General features: G+C 59.5%; 18 protein-coding genes. 6 read left to right on the top strand and 12 right to left on the bottom strand.

Going from position 1 to position 15,808, the window contains the following annotated elements; all coding sequences use genetic code 11:
• Positions 1-81 precede the first annotated feature (81 nt).
• A complete protein-coding gene (locus tag IPK17_RS37760; protein ID WP_343422915.1) occupies positions 82-1,107 on the bottom strand; it encodes a protein kinase domain-containing protein in 1,026 nt (341 codons plus the stop codon).
• A 248-nt stretch (positions 1,108-1,355) separates the two neighbouring features.
• Positions 1,356-1,853: a double zinc ribbon and FHA domain-containing protein gene (locus tag IPK17_RS37755; RefSeq protein ID WP_343422914.1), complete on the bottom strand. Its 498-nt coding sequence runs from the start codon at positions 1,851-1,853 to the stop codon at positions 1,356-1,358.
• A 365-nt stretch (positions 1,854-2,218) separates the two neighbouring features.
• On the opposite strand from IPK17_RS37755, the gene IPK17_RS37750 reads away from it, so the two are divergent.
• The 4 genes from IPK17_RS37750 to IPK17_RS37735 all read left to right on the top strand — a co-directional run bounded on the left by IPK17_RS37750 (position 2,219) and on the right by IPK17_RS37735 (position 5,484).
• Positions 2,219-3,178: a polyamine ABC transporter substrate-binding protein gene (locus tag IPK17_RS37750; protein WP_343422913.1), complete on the top strand. Its 960-nt coding sequence runs from the start codon at positions 2,219-2,221 to the stop codon at positions 3,176-3,178.
• Between the two features lie 85 nt (positions 3,179-3,263).
• A complete protein-coding gene (locus tag IPK17_RS37745) occupies positions 3,264-4,331 on the top strand; it encodes a hypothetical protein (protein WP_343422912.1) in 1,068 nt (355 codons plus the stop codon).
• A gap of 102 nt (positions 4,332-4,433) precedes the next feature.
• Entirely contained in the window at positions 4,434-4,703 is a 270-nt protein-coding gene (locus IPK17_RS37740; protein WP_343422911.1) for a hypothetical protein, read from the top strand.
• Between the two features lie 541 nt (positions 4,704-5,244).
• Positions 5,245-5,484, top strand: coding sequence for a hypothetical protein (locus tag IPK17_RS37735; protein ID WP_343422910.1), 240 nt, complete (start codon positions 5,245-5,247; stop codon positions 5,482-5,484).
• 62 nt (positions 5,485-5,546) lie between these two features.
• Here the strand turns inward: IPK17_RS37735 and IPK17_RS37730 are convergent, their stop codons facing one another.
• The 7 genes from IPK17_RS37730 to IPK17_RS37700 form a co-directional block, all read right to left on the bottom strand.
• On the bottom strand, positions 5,547-6,098 hold the full coding sequence (locus IPK17_RS37730; protein WP_343422909.1) for a dihydrofolate reductase family protein: 552 nt from the start codon (positions 6,096-6,098) through the stop codon (positions 5,547-5,549).
• A 223-nt stretch (positions 6,099-6,321) separates the two neighbouring features.
• Positions 6,322-6,795, bottom strand: coding sequence for a substrate-binding domain-containing protein (locus tag IPK17_RS37725; RefSeq protein ID WP_343422908.1), 474 nt, complete (start codon positions 6,793-6,795; stop codon positions 6,322-6,324).
• A complete protein-coding gene (locus IPK17_RS37720; protein WP_343422907.1) occupies positions 6,734-7,327 on the bottom strand; it encodes an ABC transporter substrate-binding protein in 594 nt (197 codons plus the stop codon). Before IPK17_RS37720 ends, IPK17_RS37725 begins: the two co-directional genes overlap by 62 nt.
• Positions 7,328-7,604: 277 nt before the next feature.
• Positions 7,605-8,915 carry an ABC transporter permease gene (locus tag IPK17_RS37715; protein ID WP_343422906.1) on the bottom strand — a complete coding sequence of 437 codons (1,311 nt, stop codon included), beginning with the start codon at positions 8,913-8,915 and terminating at the stop codon, positions 7,605-7,607.
• Positions 8,912-9,712 carry an ABC transporter ATP-binding protein gene (locus IPK17_RS37710; RefSeq protein ID WP_343422905.1) on the bottom strand — a complete coding sequence of 267 codons (801 nt, stop codon included), beginning with the start codon at positions 9,710-9,712 and terminating at the stop codon, positions 8,912-8,914. The genes IPK17_RS37715 and IPK17_RS37710 overlap by 4 nt, the downstream gene beginning before the upstream one ends.
• Before the next feature lie 49 nt (positions 9,713-9,761).
• The gene (locus IPK17_RS37705; RefSeq protein ID WP_343422904.1) at positions 9,762-9,989 is read right to left on the bottom strand and encodes a hypothetical protein; all 228 of its coding nucleotides are present in this window, start codon (positions 9,987-9,989) and stop codon (positions 9,762-9,764) included.
• 46 nt (positions 9,990-10,035) lie between these two features.
• Positions 10,036-10,863: an ABC transporter permease gene (locus IPK17_RS37700; protein ID WP_343422903.1), complete on the bottom strand. Its 828-nt coding sequence runs from the start codon at positions 10,861-10,863 to the stop codon at positions 10,036-10,038.
• Positions 10,864-11,163: 300 nt separating this feature from the next.
• Between IPK17_RS37700 and IPK17_RS37695 the strand changes: the two genes are divergently transcribed.
• Positions 11,164-11,772: a GyrI-like domain-containing protein gene (locus IPK17_RS37695; RefSeq protein ID WP_343422902.1), complete on the top strand. Its 609-nt coding sequence runs from the start codon at positions 11,164-11,166 to the stop codon at positions 11,770-11,772.
• Positions 11,773-11,976: 204 nt separating this feature from the next.
• On the opposite strand, the gene IPK17_RS37690 is transcribed toward IPK17_RS37695, so the two are convergent.
• The 3 genes from IPK17_RS37690 to IPK17_RS37680 all read right to left on the bottom strand — a co-directional run bounded on the left by IPK17_RS37690 (position 11,977) and on the right by IPK17_RS37680 (position 14,164).
• Positions 11,977-12,489, bottom strand: a complete 513-nt coding sequence (locus tag IPK17_RS37690) for a DinB family protein (RefSeq protein WP_343422901.1) — start codon at positions 12,487-12,489, stop codon at positions 11,977-11,979.
• Between the two features lie 139 nt (positions 12,490-12,628).
• On the bottom strand, positions 12,629-13,063 hold the full coding sequence (locus IPK17_RS37685; RefSeq protein WP_343422900.1) for an RDD family protein: 435 nt from the start codon (positions 13,061-13,063) through the stop codon (positions 12,629-12,631).
• Positions 13,064-13,363: 300 nt separating this feature from the next.
• Positions 13,364-14,164, bottom strand: coding sequence for an FHA domain-containing protein (locus tag IPK17_RS37680; RefSeq protein WP_343422899.1), 801 nt, complete (start codon positions 14,162-14,164; stop codon positions 13,364-13,366).
• 320 nt (positions 14,165-14,484) lie between these two features.
• On the opposite strand from IPK17_RS37680, the gene IPK17_RS37675 reads away from it, so the two are divergent.
• On the top strand, positions 14,485-15,534 hold the full coding sequence (locus tag IPK17_RS37675; protein WP_343422898.1) for an amino acid ABC transporter substrate-binding protein: 1,050 nt from the start codon (positions 14,485-14,487) through the stop codon (positions 15,532-15,534).
• Positions 15,535-15,808: the final 274 nt, after the last annotated feature.

The raw sequence follows: 15,808 nt of genomic DNA, 5'->3' as shown, positions 1-15,808 counted from the left end.
CCTTCACATAGCCGATCACACCGTCGATTTCCGCTTCGATCTCCTCGACGCTCTGCGGGCGGTTCTCGCGTTCCGGCGCGGTCAGCCACTCGACAAAGTAGCGCAGCGATTCATCGTACTGAATCCACGGATGGTCAGTGGGTGGCGTGAGTGTGTAGCGGAACTCCTCGTGTGGACTTCTTCCATCCCGACCAGTTCCGCCAGCGTACGCCCGATGGTGAAATAGTCGTCGCGCCAATCAGGATGCCGCGCCTGCTGCGAGTGATAACCGGGCGTGCCGCGCGCGGGCTTGGGCGGCTTGTTGGGGTCGTAGCGGTACGCTGTGCCGAAGTCGAGCAGCACTTCGATCTGGTCGCCATTGGCGAGCGTCATCCGCTTGACGTTGGACGGCTTAAAATCGCAGTAGATGATCGGCGGGTTGAGGCCGTGCAGATATTTGAACGCAGGCAGCAGCCCTTTGACGCGCAGCAGCGCCTGTTCCGCCGACATGGGCAGCACCAGCTTGCGCGTGGTCGGCTCTTCGATCTCGTCCGCCCAGCTCGGCCCGGCGATGAATTCCATGACGTAGCACAGCTCAGTATCGATCACGAAGAAGTCGATCACCGAGATGATGTTGGGGTGGCGGATATTGATGAGCGTCTTGGCTTCCTGCTCCAGCGCATCGCGCAGCAGCGGATCTTGCGCCACCACCGTCTTGATCACGACGTACTTGGAGAGGTTGCGGTCATACGCTTTCCACGCGCGCCCCATGCCGCCCTGACCGAGCAATTGCTCGATGCCGTAGCGGTCAGAGATGACCGCGCCGATCTGAATGGCGCTCGGCGGGCCTTCCAGCACAACGGGTTTGGGCGCTGCCGCAGTCGCTCCGTTGGTATCCAGCTTTTTGCCGCAGTTGGGGCAGTGCCGCGCGTTGGGGCGCAGTTTGAAACCGCAGTTGGGGCACGTCAGGCGGTCGACGGGGACTTCGCCCGTCGCCATCACCTGCGCCGCCGTCAGCGGTTTAAGCGCCTGGGTTGAGAGTTCAAGCCCGCACTCATCGCAGAAGCCGCTGGCCGTGCTGGTCGGCTTGCCGCAGTGCGGACAGGTGATTTTCGCTTGTGTGGTCACGTCTTTTTGCCTTTATCAGTTGACGACAACCTCAAGCAGAAGGGGCCGCGAGCAGTCTGCTTGGGGACAGCGGACGCAATGAGCGTCCCTACGAGAAAGGCTGTCGTGTAGGGACGCGCTTTATCGCGTCCGCAACCTCCCAAAACCGACCTGTAACCCGTATTCACGGTATCTACGCCTGAGCAAAACAACTATCGTTGGGCAATCCATCCCGCCCCATGAGGGGGGGGGGCCCCGCCCCCGGTGAGTTACGCTTCGTGGAACACCAACTCGATCTTGCCGAGCTTGATCACATCACCTTCGTCGATCGGTTCGGCTTGCCCCTGCGCCAGCTTGATCCCGTTGACATAGGTGTGATTCGAGCTGCCGAGGTCTTCGATGTAGTACTTGCCGCCGATGTTGGTGATCTGCGCGTGGCGGTGGCTGATGTATTTGCCGTCCGGGTAGCCGTCAAAGTCGATTTGCAGCGCCGGGTCTTCGCGTCCGATCACCGCGGCATCGCTCAGCTTGAAGATCGACCCGGTGCTTTTGAGCACGAGGTGCGGCCCTTCATACGGGGCGAGCGGCGGGTCAGCCTGCGGGATTAAATCCTGCGGGGGCGGCGGCGGAACTGGCGCTTCATCGGCGGGGTTGACGAGCACCACACGCGCCACCGACGGTGCAGTCGCCTGCGGAAGTTCCGTGCCGCATTCTTCGCAAAAACGCGAGCCCGGTTCGTTCCAGTGCTGGCAGTTTGGACATTGCATAGTTAATCAGTTCCTTCCCAACACTTTCATGGTACGCACAATTCTACAATACGCTCCCCCATTTTACGGGGCAGTTGCGTCAAAAAGTTGTCAAATCGCGCTAGACAGAGCCTGCGGGATGTATGATTGATGATACCATTGTAGCGACGAGGCGAGCCTCGTCCTTTTGTTGGAAAATCTGCACGAGGACGGCGCTCGACGGCTAACTGGTCTGTACTGTGGCCAACAACCATATGAGGCGGCTCTGATGAGGCAAAAATCACTGCTGTTACTGGTGCTGGTGGTGTTAGGCATAGGGAGTATGCCTGCCGCCGCCCAAACCGATTTCTGGGCGTGTCCGCCGGGGTTCGCGGGGCAAACGCTCAATGTACAACTGGACAACCTACATCGCCGAAGACACGATCTCCAATTTTGAACGGCTGTGCGGTGTGACCGTCAACTACAACACCTACGCCAGCGACACCGATATGCTCGAAGAACTGCGCGCGGGCAATACGCCGCAGTATGATGTGGTCGTGCCCTCCAACGCCAACGTCTATCTCATGGTGGATGAAGGGCTGCTCCAACCGCTGGACTTCGCCAATATCGCTAATTTCGCCAACATTGGCGCGGCGTTCAAGAACCCGCCCTACGACCCCGGCAACGTCTACACCGTGCCGTACCAGTGGGGGACCATCGGCGTGGGTTACAACCGCGCCGCGCTGGGACGTGACATCGCCACGTGGGACGACATCTTCAAGATGAACGCGCGCGTCGCGTGGCTGGACGGATCGCGCCCGATGTTCGGGTTTGCGCTGCGCGTGCTTGGCTATGACCCGAACACGACCGATCCAACGCAGATTGCCGAAGCCGAGCAGTATCTGATCGACCATGCGGCCAATCTCATCGAGATCGCGCCGGACACCGGGCAGGATCTGCTGGCGGCCGGGCAAGCCGATGTGGTGGTCGAATACAATGGTGACATCTTCCAGGTGATCGCCTCGTGCGGCTGCGATGATTACCGCTACATCATCCCAGCGGAAGGCGGGCAGATCTGGACGGATAACCTCGCCGTCCCGGTCGGCGCGCAAAATCAGCCACTGGCGGAAGTCTTCATCGACTACATCCTCAACGCGCAGGTCAACGCCGACATCAGCAATTACACCGCCTACGCCAGCCCGAATCAGGTGGCGATTGACGAAGGCTTAATCTACGGGGATTACCTGAGCAATGCGGCCATTTACCCCGAAGCAACTGATACCCTGTTCTACACCGTTTCCGACGCGGCGCTCGACGAAGCGTACGGCGCGGCGTGGGAACGCGTGCACGACGCGATAGGACGATAAGCGATGACGAGACCCCACCCCCAGCCCCCCCCGAATTCGGAGAGGGCAGACAACAGGTTCGCCGCGTCGAGAGGATGGTGAAATCATGACGACAACCCAACCGGCACTGACAGCTCGTGTTATCGAACGCCCACGGCGGCAGATCGCCGCGCAGACGCGCGTCCGCTATGCGCTGCTGAGCGGCGCGGCGGTGCTGCTGGCGCTGCTCACGCTCGTGCAGGCGCTCAACGCCTACCGCACATCATATGAACTCTTCCGCGGCATTGCCGAGATTAACAGCACGACGGTCGACGCGGCGGAAAACGCGCTGCAATATGTCGCGCAGGCCAGCCAGTCCGCCGCCGACTACACGCTGCTGACCTCGGATACGCCGCTCTATGAGCAGGCGCAGAACAACATTTTCCGCGCCTTCAGCGCCTACCGCGACGAACTGTTTACGCTGCGCGACAACTTGCAGTCCGCCGACGAGCAGACCGCCTACACCACGGCGGAAACCTACACGTTCAGCCGCTTCTGGCGACATGTGAGCAATCTCGTCGCCAACCGCAGCGATGATGCGCTCGCCCGCCGCGAATTCCTCGACGCGGACAACCACGTGCGCAACTGGATCACGCCCGCGCTGCAAGAACTGGAACGGCTCAACTTTGAGGGTATGGTCGACGCGGGCGAAAACGCGGGCAGCGTGATCGCCGGGCAGTTGTTCCTGTTCGCCGTGCCCGCGTTCGGGCTGGCGGCGCTGCTGACCTACATCTCGTTCATGATTCGCGGCAAGGTGCGCCGCTACCTGACGCCGGGGATCGATGCGGCGGTGGTGCTGGCGTGGGTGCTGCTGTTGCTCGTCGGCTTGAATCTGCTGGACGCGCCGAACAAAATCCACACCATGATCGACGATGCTTACCTGAGCGTGAGCGCCAGCGCGCGCACACTGGTCGATGCCAACCTCGCCAACCGCGCGGAAAGCTCGCTGCTGCTCGACCCGGACAACACCGAAGCGTGGGAAGCCCGCTATAACGATGCGATGGAACGTGTGATGCTGCGTTTGTGCGGTCAAATCGACTGCACGGCCGAGCAGTTTACCGGCTCGGGCGATGTCATGCACGGCGGCGATCACCGACGCGGAAGCGATCAGCTCGGCGGATTCGCAGCGCATTGACGGTATTCGTCCGCTGGTGACGAATGTGACCTTCTCCGGCGAAGCGACCGCGCTCGAAGTGGCGCGGCGGGCGTTGGAGGATTTCCGCGAAGCGCACGTCACTTGCGTGGCCAGATCAGCAGCGGCGACCTCGAAAAGGCGATTCTGTTCAACACCAGTGCGGATGATCCCGGTTCAAGTCAGGAAACCTTCAACCGCTTCGTCAGCGCGATGGAAAACCTGCGCCAGATCAACCGCGATGTGTTCGACCAGACGTGGACAGCGCAGCGCGACGCGCTCAACCGCAACCAACTGCTGCTCGGCTTGGTCGGCTATGCGCTGATAGCGGTGCTGATCGTGGTCGGCGTCGCGCATCGGTATCGGGAACTGTAAGGGGCACCTCACTGTTTTCGACCGCACTCCCGGCCCCTCCCCGAATTCGGGGAGGGGAGCCAGCAAAAGCGTCTTTTCTCCCCTCTCCCCGCTTGCGTGGGAGAGGGGTTGGGGGTGAGGGGTAATCCGTATCGTTTTCTTAAACTGCATCATCGCGTCCGCTGTCCCCAAAAAGACTCTATGCTACGGAGCGATTGACCTGCCTTGGCCTGTTTTGTCGGATTTCGGACACTGGCTTAGACCCGTAGGCCTGTTCCCCGCACCCTTTTGAGAACTTACTTTAGCCCTACATGTCCCCGCATTCACGCCCCATGCTTTTATATGCATTGCTATAAAGTGCACAAGCATACGCCGATCAAATTTGTGCAGGAAAATTTACGAATCGCGCGACATTGAGCGTTTCCTCACGTTTCTTATTATCAGACGGGTTAAGTGATAAGGTGAGGAATTATGTCGACATCACGTTATAGTCCAGTTCGCGAACGGATCGCGCACGCAGCAGCGCCAGATCTCGGAACGCGCGCCGCGCCCGCTGACCGCCATGAACGGGAAAAAGACCGCGAAGAAGAAGCAGCGCCCCTTGCTCATCGAGCTGTTCGACATCCTGCCCGCGCGCTGGAAAGGGATCACGCTCGGTCTGCTGCTGTCACTCGCCCCGAGCTACCTCATTTCGCTGAACACCACCGGGGATGCGCGCCTGCTGTCCATCGCGCCGATTTTTGGCTTTATTCTGGTTGGCTTCCTCGTCGGCCTTGTCGTCCAAAATTCCTCCAACAACTAGACGCACGCTGTTTCCAAGATCATAAAAAATCGGCTCTAGGCCGATTTTTTGATTCTGAAGTGCTATTTCACCACGCGAAACCAGATATCTGTGCGCGGGCCGGCGTCAAACACGCGGATCTTCTCAAGTTTGAGCCGCGTCAGGTCGACGCCCTCGAACAGGCGCAGCCCGCCGCCGAGCAGCACCGGCATGATACCGATGTGCAGCTCGTCACACAGCCTGGCGTTGATCACCTGCCGGTTAATGCTCCCGCCGATCACCAGCACGTTTTTGTCGCCCGCGGCGGCTTTGGCCTGCGCGACCGCGCTCTCGATGCCGTCGGTGACGAAGATGAAGCGCAGGCGACCATTGCTTCTGGGCTGTTTCGCCGGCATGTGATGCGTCAGCACGAAGATCGGCACCTGATACTCGTAGTTGTCCGCGTACCAGTCCGGATCCCCCATCTCGAACGACCGCTTCCCCATGACGATTGCGCCGGTTGTGCGCATCTCTTCCTGCAGCACTTCCGTCTGCGCCAGGTTGACCAAATCCGGGTAGAGTTGACCCACATCCCCGTTCGGGTCGCTCGCGAATCCATCCACCGACAGCGTCTTACCGCCGATCACCTTGCCCATAGGTCCTCCTGCATTCCGTTTGAGACGATAACTTAGTTCATTTGTTCTACTCTGTCAATGAGTATGCAGTCTTTGCCGTCAAATAAATCGCCGAAAATAGCTGTAGGGGCAAGGCGCGCCTTGCCCCTACACCCACCATCACATGCAGTCTCTGACTGTGAATGGGAAACAAAAAGGGGCGAACCAGACTGGTTCGCCCCTGCACATCTGACTGACTAAGCGATTATTCGCCGTTGGGGGTGACTTCGACGGCCAGCGCTTCGTAGCTCGCGCCGGTCACATCGAGGTCGGCCATGTCCGACTGCAGGCTGTCGAGGGCGGCCTGCGCGAGGTCGGTGCGATAGGTCACGCCTTCGCCTTCCGCCGCGCTGCTGATGATGCCGTAGTCGAGGGCGATCTGCGCGGTGATATCAAACGCTTCCGCGTCCATCAGGCCGATACCGGCTTCCGACGGCCACACCAGCTTGTTGACTTCGTTCATCTGCCACAGTTGGTGACCCTGACCGAGCGTCGGACCGGCTTCCAGCACGAAATCGACACATGCTTGGGCATCGTCACGACAGGCGATCCAGCCGCGGAACGAGGCGCGCAGGAACTTGATGGCGATTTCTTCATTGCCTTCTTCCGCCAGCCATTCAGCGCGGGCGAAAATGCCGTCTTCCAGCATAGCCGTGCCATATTCGTTGAAGTCGAGCACGTTCAGGTCTTCCAGCGTGTAGACCGGGGAAGGCGCTGCCATCGCCAACAAATTCGAGCACCTGCGCGAGTTCGTTGTAGGTCATGGCGGAGGCGGCGTCAATTTCACGATTCAGGAAGGCGTTCATATCGAAGGCCTGCTGCGCGACGACGACATCATCCGGGTTTTCCGGGTCAAAGCCGGCCTTGGTCAGCGCGGCGAAGGTCGGGAACTGGTTGCCGCAGCACCACACGCCGACGGTGCGACCACCGAGGTCTTCGAACGAGGTCAGGCCGCTGTCCGCCCACGTGATCTGGCGCATGCCGGAGCGCTGGTAGATCTGCGCGATGTTGACGACATCCTGACCGGTTTCACGGGTGGCGAGCAGGTTGCCCATCCAGTCGATGCCGAATTCGACATCGCCCGACGCGACCAACTGCTGCGGGTTGATATCGACACCGGCGGCGATGATTTCGACGTCGAGGCCTTCTTCTTCATAGTAGCCGAGCGCTTCGGCGGCATAGTAGCCGGCAAACTGGGCCTGCGGCACCACTTCAAGACCAAACTGACCGGGGTCAGGTCCTGGGCGGCAACGGCGGGGACGATCGCGAGTACCAACAGAGCAAATACCGCTAGAAACAACTTACGCATCTTCTATAGCTCCTTGAACAACTGACCGCTCTTGTACACCTCTCCGCGCCTCCTTAAGACGCGGTTGGATACCGAAAAATCACCTCCCCACTGCGGCTGTGGGAAGGGGTTCTGCATCCGCCTATCACGGACGGCCTTCTGGCGGTCCCTACAAAACCTTCAACCGAGTGAGGTTCACATCACTCGCGGAACGACACATGCCACGACATGAGCGCGCGTTCCACGATGGAGACGACCATGTAAAACAGAATGCCGAACAGCGCGGCGATCATGATGGCCGACCACGCCTCCGGGTACTTGAACAGCCCGGCGTCATCGCGAATGCGAAAGCCGAGTCCCGTCGTCGCGCCGCCGAAATATTCACTGACAATCGCGCCGATCATCGCCAGCGTCGTGCCCACCTTGAGCGCCGAGAAAATGTACGGCAGCGCGGTCGGCAGGCGCAGTTTGCGGAAAATATCCCACTGCGAGGCGGCGTAGGTCTTCATGAGTTCCAGCGACAGCACATCGACGGCGGTCAGGCCGCGTACGGTGCTGATCATCGCGGGAAAGTAGGTCAGCATGGCGACAATGGCAACTTTCGACGCCGGATTCAGCGCTCCAAACCAGTTGTTGAAGATCGGCGCGAGCGCGATGATCGGCACGGCGTTGACGCCGACCGCGACGGGCAGCAGTGCCTTGCTGAACGAGGTGAAGCGCGCCGCGAAAATCCCCGTGACGACGCCTGCACCGCAGCCCACGACAAAGCCCCAGAACGCATTCTGGAAGGTGTTCCAGCCCGCCGACACCAACCGCGGATAGACTTCGGAGAACGCGCCCGCGATCACCGACGGACGCGGCAGTAGGAATTCTTGGATCTTGAACACGTTGATCGCGAGTTCCCATACGCCGACCACAATCACGGCGACGACCAGCGCCGCCCCCTGCTTGCGCAGTGCCTTGCGGTACACGTCCAGGCGCGTCCACGGCTGCCACAGCAGCACCGCCGCGACCAGCGCCAGCACCTCGAAGATCAAGGTGAGCGAAGCCGCCGCTTCCAGCAGCACCAGCGGCGCAGTGTCTTCCAGCCGTTCGACGAACACTACTTGATCGATGCCGTAGAGCGCGCCGCTGAAATTGAAATCAAGCAGAATGGCTGCGCCTATGTACAGCGTATACAGAATCAGGATGACGGCTGCCCCTAGTTTGAGGGGGTTGCCGCGCACTTTGCGCCACGAGCCAATCTGCGCGGCGGCGGCGATGATCAGGCCGATGGCCATGACCGGCTGGAGCGTCGCATTGCGAAACGCCGAGCCGAACTGCACATTGAACAGCAGCAGCGGATTTTGAATGTGGTAGGTGACGACGATCAGGAAGATGGTGATGAGCGCAATGATGTCACGGTCGAGCGTGCGCGGCTCGAACAGCTCCGCGGCCTCCGCGTAGACGATCTCCGAAGCGGCTTCGACGTCACTCGCCTGATGCGGGTTAAGTTTGAGCGTGTCGCTCATTCGCCAATCCCCATCGCCGTGACGCCAACACCTTCGCGCAGGGCGTGGCGCACCTTGTTCGTCAGGTGGAAGAAATCGTCGAGGTCGCGGGTTTGCGGGCCGCGCGGACGAGGCAGATGGATGTCGATGACTTCGGCGATACGCCCCGGTCGCGGCGACATCACGACCACGCGCGACGACAGGTACACGGCTTCGCTGATACTGTGCGTGACGAAAATGACCGTCATGCCGGTCAGCTTACGCCAGATGCTCAACAGTTCGTTGTTCATGCGTTCGCGCGTCATCTCGTCGAGCGCGCCGAACGGCTCATCCATGAGCAGGATGCGCGGCTCAAACGCCAGCGCGCGGGCGATGCTCACGCGCTGCTGCATGCCGCCGGAAAGCTGCCACGGGAACTTACCCTCGAAGTCGCTCAACTCCACCAGCTTGAGCATTTCGCGGGCGCGTTCGTCGCGCTGCGCCTTCGGATACTTCATGATCTCCAGCGGAAGCTGCACGTTCTTGAGCACCGTACGCCATTCGTAGAGCGTCGGGCTCTGGAACACGAAGCCATAATCGCGATCTTTACGCGCTTGCTGCGGCGACTTGCCGTTCACCGTGATCGCCCCGGAGGACGACTGCACGAGATCGGCGATGATACGCAGGAGCGTCGATTTACCACAGCCGGACGGCCCGATCAGCGAGATGAATTCTCCCTGCTGCACGTCGAGGTTGATACCTTCCAACGCGTGGACATTGACGCCGTCCGCGCCGCGAAAGGTCTTCGAGAGATTCTGGATAGAGATGATCGGAGCCATAGTGCCTCAAAAGTTTACAGTTCACAGTTTACAGTTAACAGTCAAAAGACTATTTCGCTCTAACTTTGACCGACTGCGTGGTCACTGAAAAGACGCGTTGTCCCGTTTCATAAGCGAAGGATTCATCGTTATCCAGCCAGATCAAGCCGGAAGTTTCGCAGCCTGTCGTGCCACAAATAACACCGGTTTTTGGATAGCCGACCGGTTCAACAGAACGAACATATTCATGTTTCGTCCCTTTAGGGTTTCCATGTTCTATACAGCGTACTAGCGCCATGTTTTTGTCCTTACTGTCCACTGTAAACTGACGACCGTGAACTGAACTACTCACTCACTTCCGGTTTCCAGCGCACGACGAACCGTTCGATCACCGCGATCACGGTGAAGAAGAAAATGCCGAGGAGCCCCGCGGCGAGAATCGTCGCCCACAGGCGCGGCGGCGACTGGTTGTAGTAGCGGGCGAAGTTGAGGATGGCGATCCCCAAACCGCTCTGAATGCCGGACGGCAGTTCGCCGATGATCGCGCCGACCACGCTGGCCGTCGCGGAGATTTTGAGCGCGGTGAAGATCTGCGGGAGCGCGTTGGGCAAGCGCAGCTTGAAGAGGATTTCGCGGCGGCTGGCCGCGTAGGTCTGCATGAGTTCGAGCGCGGTCGCTGGAACGGACGTGAGGCCGCGCAGGGTGTAGATCGTGACCGGGAAGAACGTCAGGTAAGCGGCGATCATGGGCACCGACCATTCGGTTGCCCCCATGCGCCCCATCCAGATGACGACCATCGGCGCGACCGCCAGAATCGGCACCGTCTGCGAGGCGATCACGTACGGCAGCAGGCCGCGCTGAAGCAGCATGGAATGTGCGAACAAAATCGCCAGCACGAAGCCGATCAGCCCGCCCATGAGGAAGCCGCGCAGCGCCGCCCACAGCGTGAACAGCCCGGATTCGAACAACATCTGGTAGAGCGGCGCGCCATTGCGCTGCGCCGGTTCGGTGAACGAGCCGAAGATATCGCCGAGATGCGGGAGCTGCGTATCGTTGAAAATCGTCAGGTCGAGGGGCGTACCGCCAATATTCAGCGTGTAGCCCACCGACGAACCGAACGCTTTCGCGCCTTCCCACACGAGCGCCAGCAGCACCACGAGCAGGAGCGACACGAACACCGTACGATAGCGGCCTGAATCGCTAGGGGGATTTTCCGCGCGGCGCGGCGCGCATCTCTTGAGTGGCCATATAGCTATTTTTACCAAACGTTCGGTTTGTAACAGATTTTGACTATTGTATAGAGAAACCACTACCTCTGCCAATTGGTCGCAATGGACAAATCCAACGCGGGGATCTTGGTCACTTGACTCTCTAGCGGCTGGAGAGTGTATGGTTGATGTAACCGGAGCGCACTGGCAATGGCCAAACGGGTCGGCGTTTTGGTGATTGTGCAACGCAGCAGGAGGTCCCCCATGCTCAAACTCGATCTCAGACAGCAGTATGCCGCCTATCTCAAACCGTCTGCCAAAGCAGCCCAACTTGTCGATGTGCCGCCGCTCACCTTCCTGATGATCGACGGGCGCGGTAACCCGAACACCGCGCCGAGCTACAAAGCCGCGGTTGAAGCCTTGTACAGCGTGTCCTATACGCTCAAATTCCACTTCAAGAAGACGCGCGGCCTCGACTATGGCGTGATGCCGCTCGAAGGCTTGTGGTGGGCGGACGACATGGATGCCTTCCTGCAAGCCGACAAAGACGCGTACCTCTGGACGATGATGATCCTGCAGCCGGACGTGGTGACGCCCGACGTGTTCGCAGCGATCAAACCCGAAGTCGCGAAGAAGAAGGCGCTGCCCGCGCTGGATTTGCTGCGTCTGGAGACGTATCACGAAGGGCTGTGCGCGCAGATTCTGCACCTCGGTCCATATGACGCGGAAGGCCCGACGATCCAGCGTCTGCACGAATTCATCGCCGCGCAGGGCAAGCAGCGCACGGGCAAACACCACGAGATCTATCTCGGCGACCCGAACAAGAGCGCGCTCGACAAGCTCAAGACGATCATCCGCCAGCCGATGGGGTAACAGCAATCACCCCACCCCGTCCCCTCCCCGAATTCAGGGAGGGGAGACAGAAGCGGTACTGTTGTAGGGACGAGGCATGCCTCGTCCTCTTTGTTCACTCTCGAGAAAAACAAAGAGGACAAGGCATGCCTTGTCCCTACAAAAACTTGTCACTTGGGTATTTGTGCGCTGTTTCAACAGCTGAGTTATGGTTTCGATGACGCGCTATTCGGTCATGCTATACGGCGCTTTGCCGCCGATGTCGCCGACGAACGTGGGCAGCTTCGAGTGCCCCAACATCTGGCGGATGGCCTGCGATTCGCCCGTGTGAAACCAGTAGTGATAGGTCGTACGCAGCAAGCGCGTGCCGATGCTCTCCGAGCTAGGCTTGGGCGGCTTACCGATCAGGCTGAAGGTGAGCAGCGCCGCATCATCGAGTGTGTCCAGCCACGGATCCGCCGCTTCGGTAACAGTTTTCCACGCGGCCCACATCTCTTTGAGCGGCGGCGTGCTGGTAGGTTGCCCATAACCGAACTTGTTGACTTCCGGCACAGGGGTGATTCCCTGTCCCTGCGTGAGCCAATAGCGCTGTTCCTGCCACGCCAGATGCCCCACCATCCAGCTGATGCAGTTCATCGGTTCGAAGCGGCGGCAGGCTTCTTCGGCAGTGACGCCTTTGAGCGCGCGCTGGAATTCGCTGCGGGTGAAACGGAGTTGAACGACCAATGGATGCGGCATAATCCAGTCCCCTTTGCATGCGACCATTTGTGCTAATTCCGAACTATAGATCAATCCACATTCGGGCGCAAATTCCGGCTGCGGGGCAACAAAAAGGGCGACCGTGCTGGTCGCCCTGAAGTTATTTGTCGCGCTGCGGTTACGCCTTGACGACGAGCGTCGAAGCGAGCTTGTCGTGCCAGCCCTGCTTGCGGTTGTCGAACGCCGCCCAGATCCAGCCGAGGCCGAACAGGAACGAGTTGATGTAGTAGCCGACATAGCGCACGATCACGTCGGCGGTTTCCAGCGGGCGGTCGTTGATTTTGACGACGCGAATGCCCATCACATGCTTGCCAATAGTCTGGCCATTCTGCTGCGTCAGGAAATACCAGTTGTAGGTGATGCCGATCAGGAACGTGATGATGCTGCTCAGAGTGCCTTCGCGCAGACCAGAGAACAACACGCCGCCGATGATGCCGAGGATAACGCCGTCAATGATCAATGCGATCAGACGTTCGCCCAAGCCCGCGAGTTCTTCGGTCTCATACACATAGCTGCGGCCATTTTTCGGTTTTTCGAAATCGTAACTGCTCATGGTAGTGCTGCTTCCCCCTCAATGTCGATACATGCCTATATACGCAGCGGGATTCTGGAAAGTTGCTGCCCTGGCACAGTATCCCCACATTTCTGGGGGCTGAGGGTATATTCTGCTGCCGAATGTTGTTGTGTAGTGGCAGACCGATGTGTCGGCTCGGTTGTAGGCGCACACGCAGGTGCGCCCCGACAGCCGTTCGTGAATTTTTTTGAGAACCTACTTCAGACCGGGCGCTCGTTAACGCCAAAACAAAACAGGCGACCTGCAGGGTCGCCTGTTTGCTTGTCCGTTGCATTCGGATTACGGCGTGGGGTTGCCGCCGCCGACCGGGTTGCTCTCCGGGTGATAGTAATAGGTGCGCAGCACCATGCGTCCCAACCGCAGTTCGTCGCCATGCCGGAGCACACGCACTTCCTGCGGGTACAGGCGCTGTCCGTTGATGAACGTGCCGTTCGCGCTGCGCATATCTGACACCGAGAGCGTGTTCATTTTGCCGTTGTAGGTCAGCGACATGTGCAGCCGCGACACGCCTTGATCGCCCGCGCCGTGTTCGCTCAGGTCGACATCCGGGCGCATGGTCGCGCCATCGCCGCGTCCGACGACAATCTCATGCTTGAAGTTCTGCGGGCGGATTTTGAACGATTGGTTGGTGGCGACAATCAGCAGGACGAGTGTGGAATTCGGGCCGAAGTAGTCGCCGCGGCTCGTCCGATTATCCGGGTCAGACAGGCGCACGGTGTCGTGAAAACTGGCATCCTGTTTGAGAAAATACCCGCAGCTATAGCAAAAGACTTCGTTGGTCGGGTTGGGCTTGCCGCACTGCGGGCAGTTGATCATTTGCTGGGGCGGTGGGGCGACGGGCTTCACGGGAGGCGGCGCAATCGGCTTCACTACACTCGGCGTGCTCTTGGCGGCGTTGGTGCTGGTCATGGCGGACTGGCGTTCCGATTCCCATTCGCGCACGCGCCGCACCAGCTCAGCCCGGGATTCCGCATCTAATATTTCGATCTGAAACCGCAGGGTCTGAAGCGCCGTCGTGGCTTCTTGCCCACGATTGCGCAGACTAACATACATCTCAAAGGTTTCGTTTAATGCAGGCATCGCCACACTCTCGGAAGTTGCCTAGTTTCTACCCACTTATTTTAACGCAAGAGCGGTATGGATAGACGTGAAGGATTCCACCTATCTAGTACGGATGTTACTCCTATTCATTCTTAATACAATCTTTTGCTTACCTCACGAGAAGTTGCTCAGATTCTCGATACATCCTCAACTAATGTGAAGGAATGCACAAATTATCTGTTCCGAAATCCGTTGAAATGTCTGTTTGACAATAAATACAGCGTTCGTTAGACTGATCGACAGTTTTAACGTCCCGTCACCGGGATGGTGTGCTGAGTGAATATTGTTAGGAGAGAGACATGTTCAAGCGGTTTTCTTTGATCGCCCTGGCGGTCACCATCGTCCTCAGTGGGGCGCTGGCGGTTGTCGCCCAAGACGCCCAACCGGTCGTCGTTGGCCCGATTACCCAGGCGATCCTCGATCGCGGTGAAGTCATCTGCGGTGTCAACACCAGCCTCGCCGGGTTCGCCACGCTCAACGATGCGGGTGAATACGAAGGTTTCGACGTTGAATTCTGCCGTGCCGTGGCCGCCGCCATCCTGGGCGATGCCAATGCTGTGACCTACCGTCCGCTGCAGGCGGGCGAACGCCAGGCTGCCATTCAGTCGGGCGAAATTGACCTGATGTCCCGCAACACCACCATGACGCTCAGCCGCGAAGCGGTGTGGGGCGCGACCTTTGGCCCGGTGACCTTCTACGACGGTCAGGGTCTGATGGTGCGCACGGACACGGGCATCACCGAAATTGAAGGGCTGGAAGGCGCATCGATCTGCGTGCAGAGCGGTACGACCACCGAACTCAACCTCGCTGATGCGTTCAGCCAGCGCGGCCTGAGCTATGAACCGCAGGTCTTCGCGGATGCCGCGGCGACGTGGGAAGGCTACCTGAGCGGCCGCTGCGACGCTTTCACGACCGACAAGAGCGGTCTGGCGGCGTATCGCGCGACCTCGGAAGACCCCGGTTCACACACCATTCTCGAAATCACGCTGAGCAAGGAACCCCTCGCTCCGCTGTCGCCCCAATCTGACCCGCAGTTCGCCGACATCGTCATGTGGGTGGTCTACGGCATGATTCAGGCGGAAGAATTCGGTATCACCAGCGCCAACGTCGGCGATTTCGTCGGCAGCGAGATTCCGGAAATCCAGCGCTTCCTCGGTCAGGGCGACAACGCCGCCGGGTCGCTGTACGGCATCCCGAACGACTTCATGGTCGCCGTCATCACGCAGGTCGGCAACTACGGCGAAGTCTTCGAACGCCACCTCGGCGCGGACACCCCCTTCGGTCTGGAACGCGGCCTGAACGCCCTCTGGACGGAAGGCGGCCTCCAGTATTCGCCGCCGTTCCGTTAAAGAGCAGCACCCATAGCTTGGGTGAGGCTGGTCGGTAGGGCGGATTGACTAAGGTTGATCTAACCCCACCCCCGGCCCCTCCCCGAATTCAGGGAGGGGAGCCAACATTGTTCGCAGAACCGCCTCTCTCCCCGCTTGCGTGGGAGAGGGGTTGGGGGTGAGGGGATAGAAATCTGCCCCACCACGATCATAGGTAATCTGTTTGGTCAGGGCATGGCGACGCTATGCCCTGACCCGTAAACAGCCACGCTATCTTGGTTCATGGAGAGCGGCA

It is taken from the genome of Candidatus Flexifilum breve (assembly GCF_016713355.1).
The sequence above is the reverse complement of the archived record's forward strand: the minus strand, read 5'-3'. Positions and strand labels throughout refer to the sequence as shown.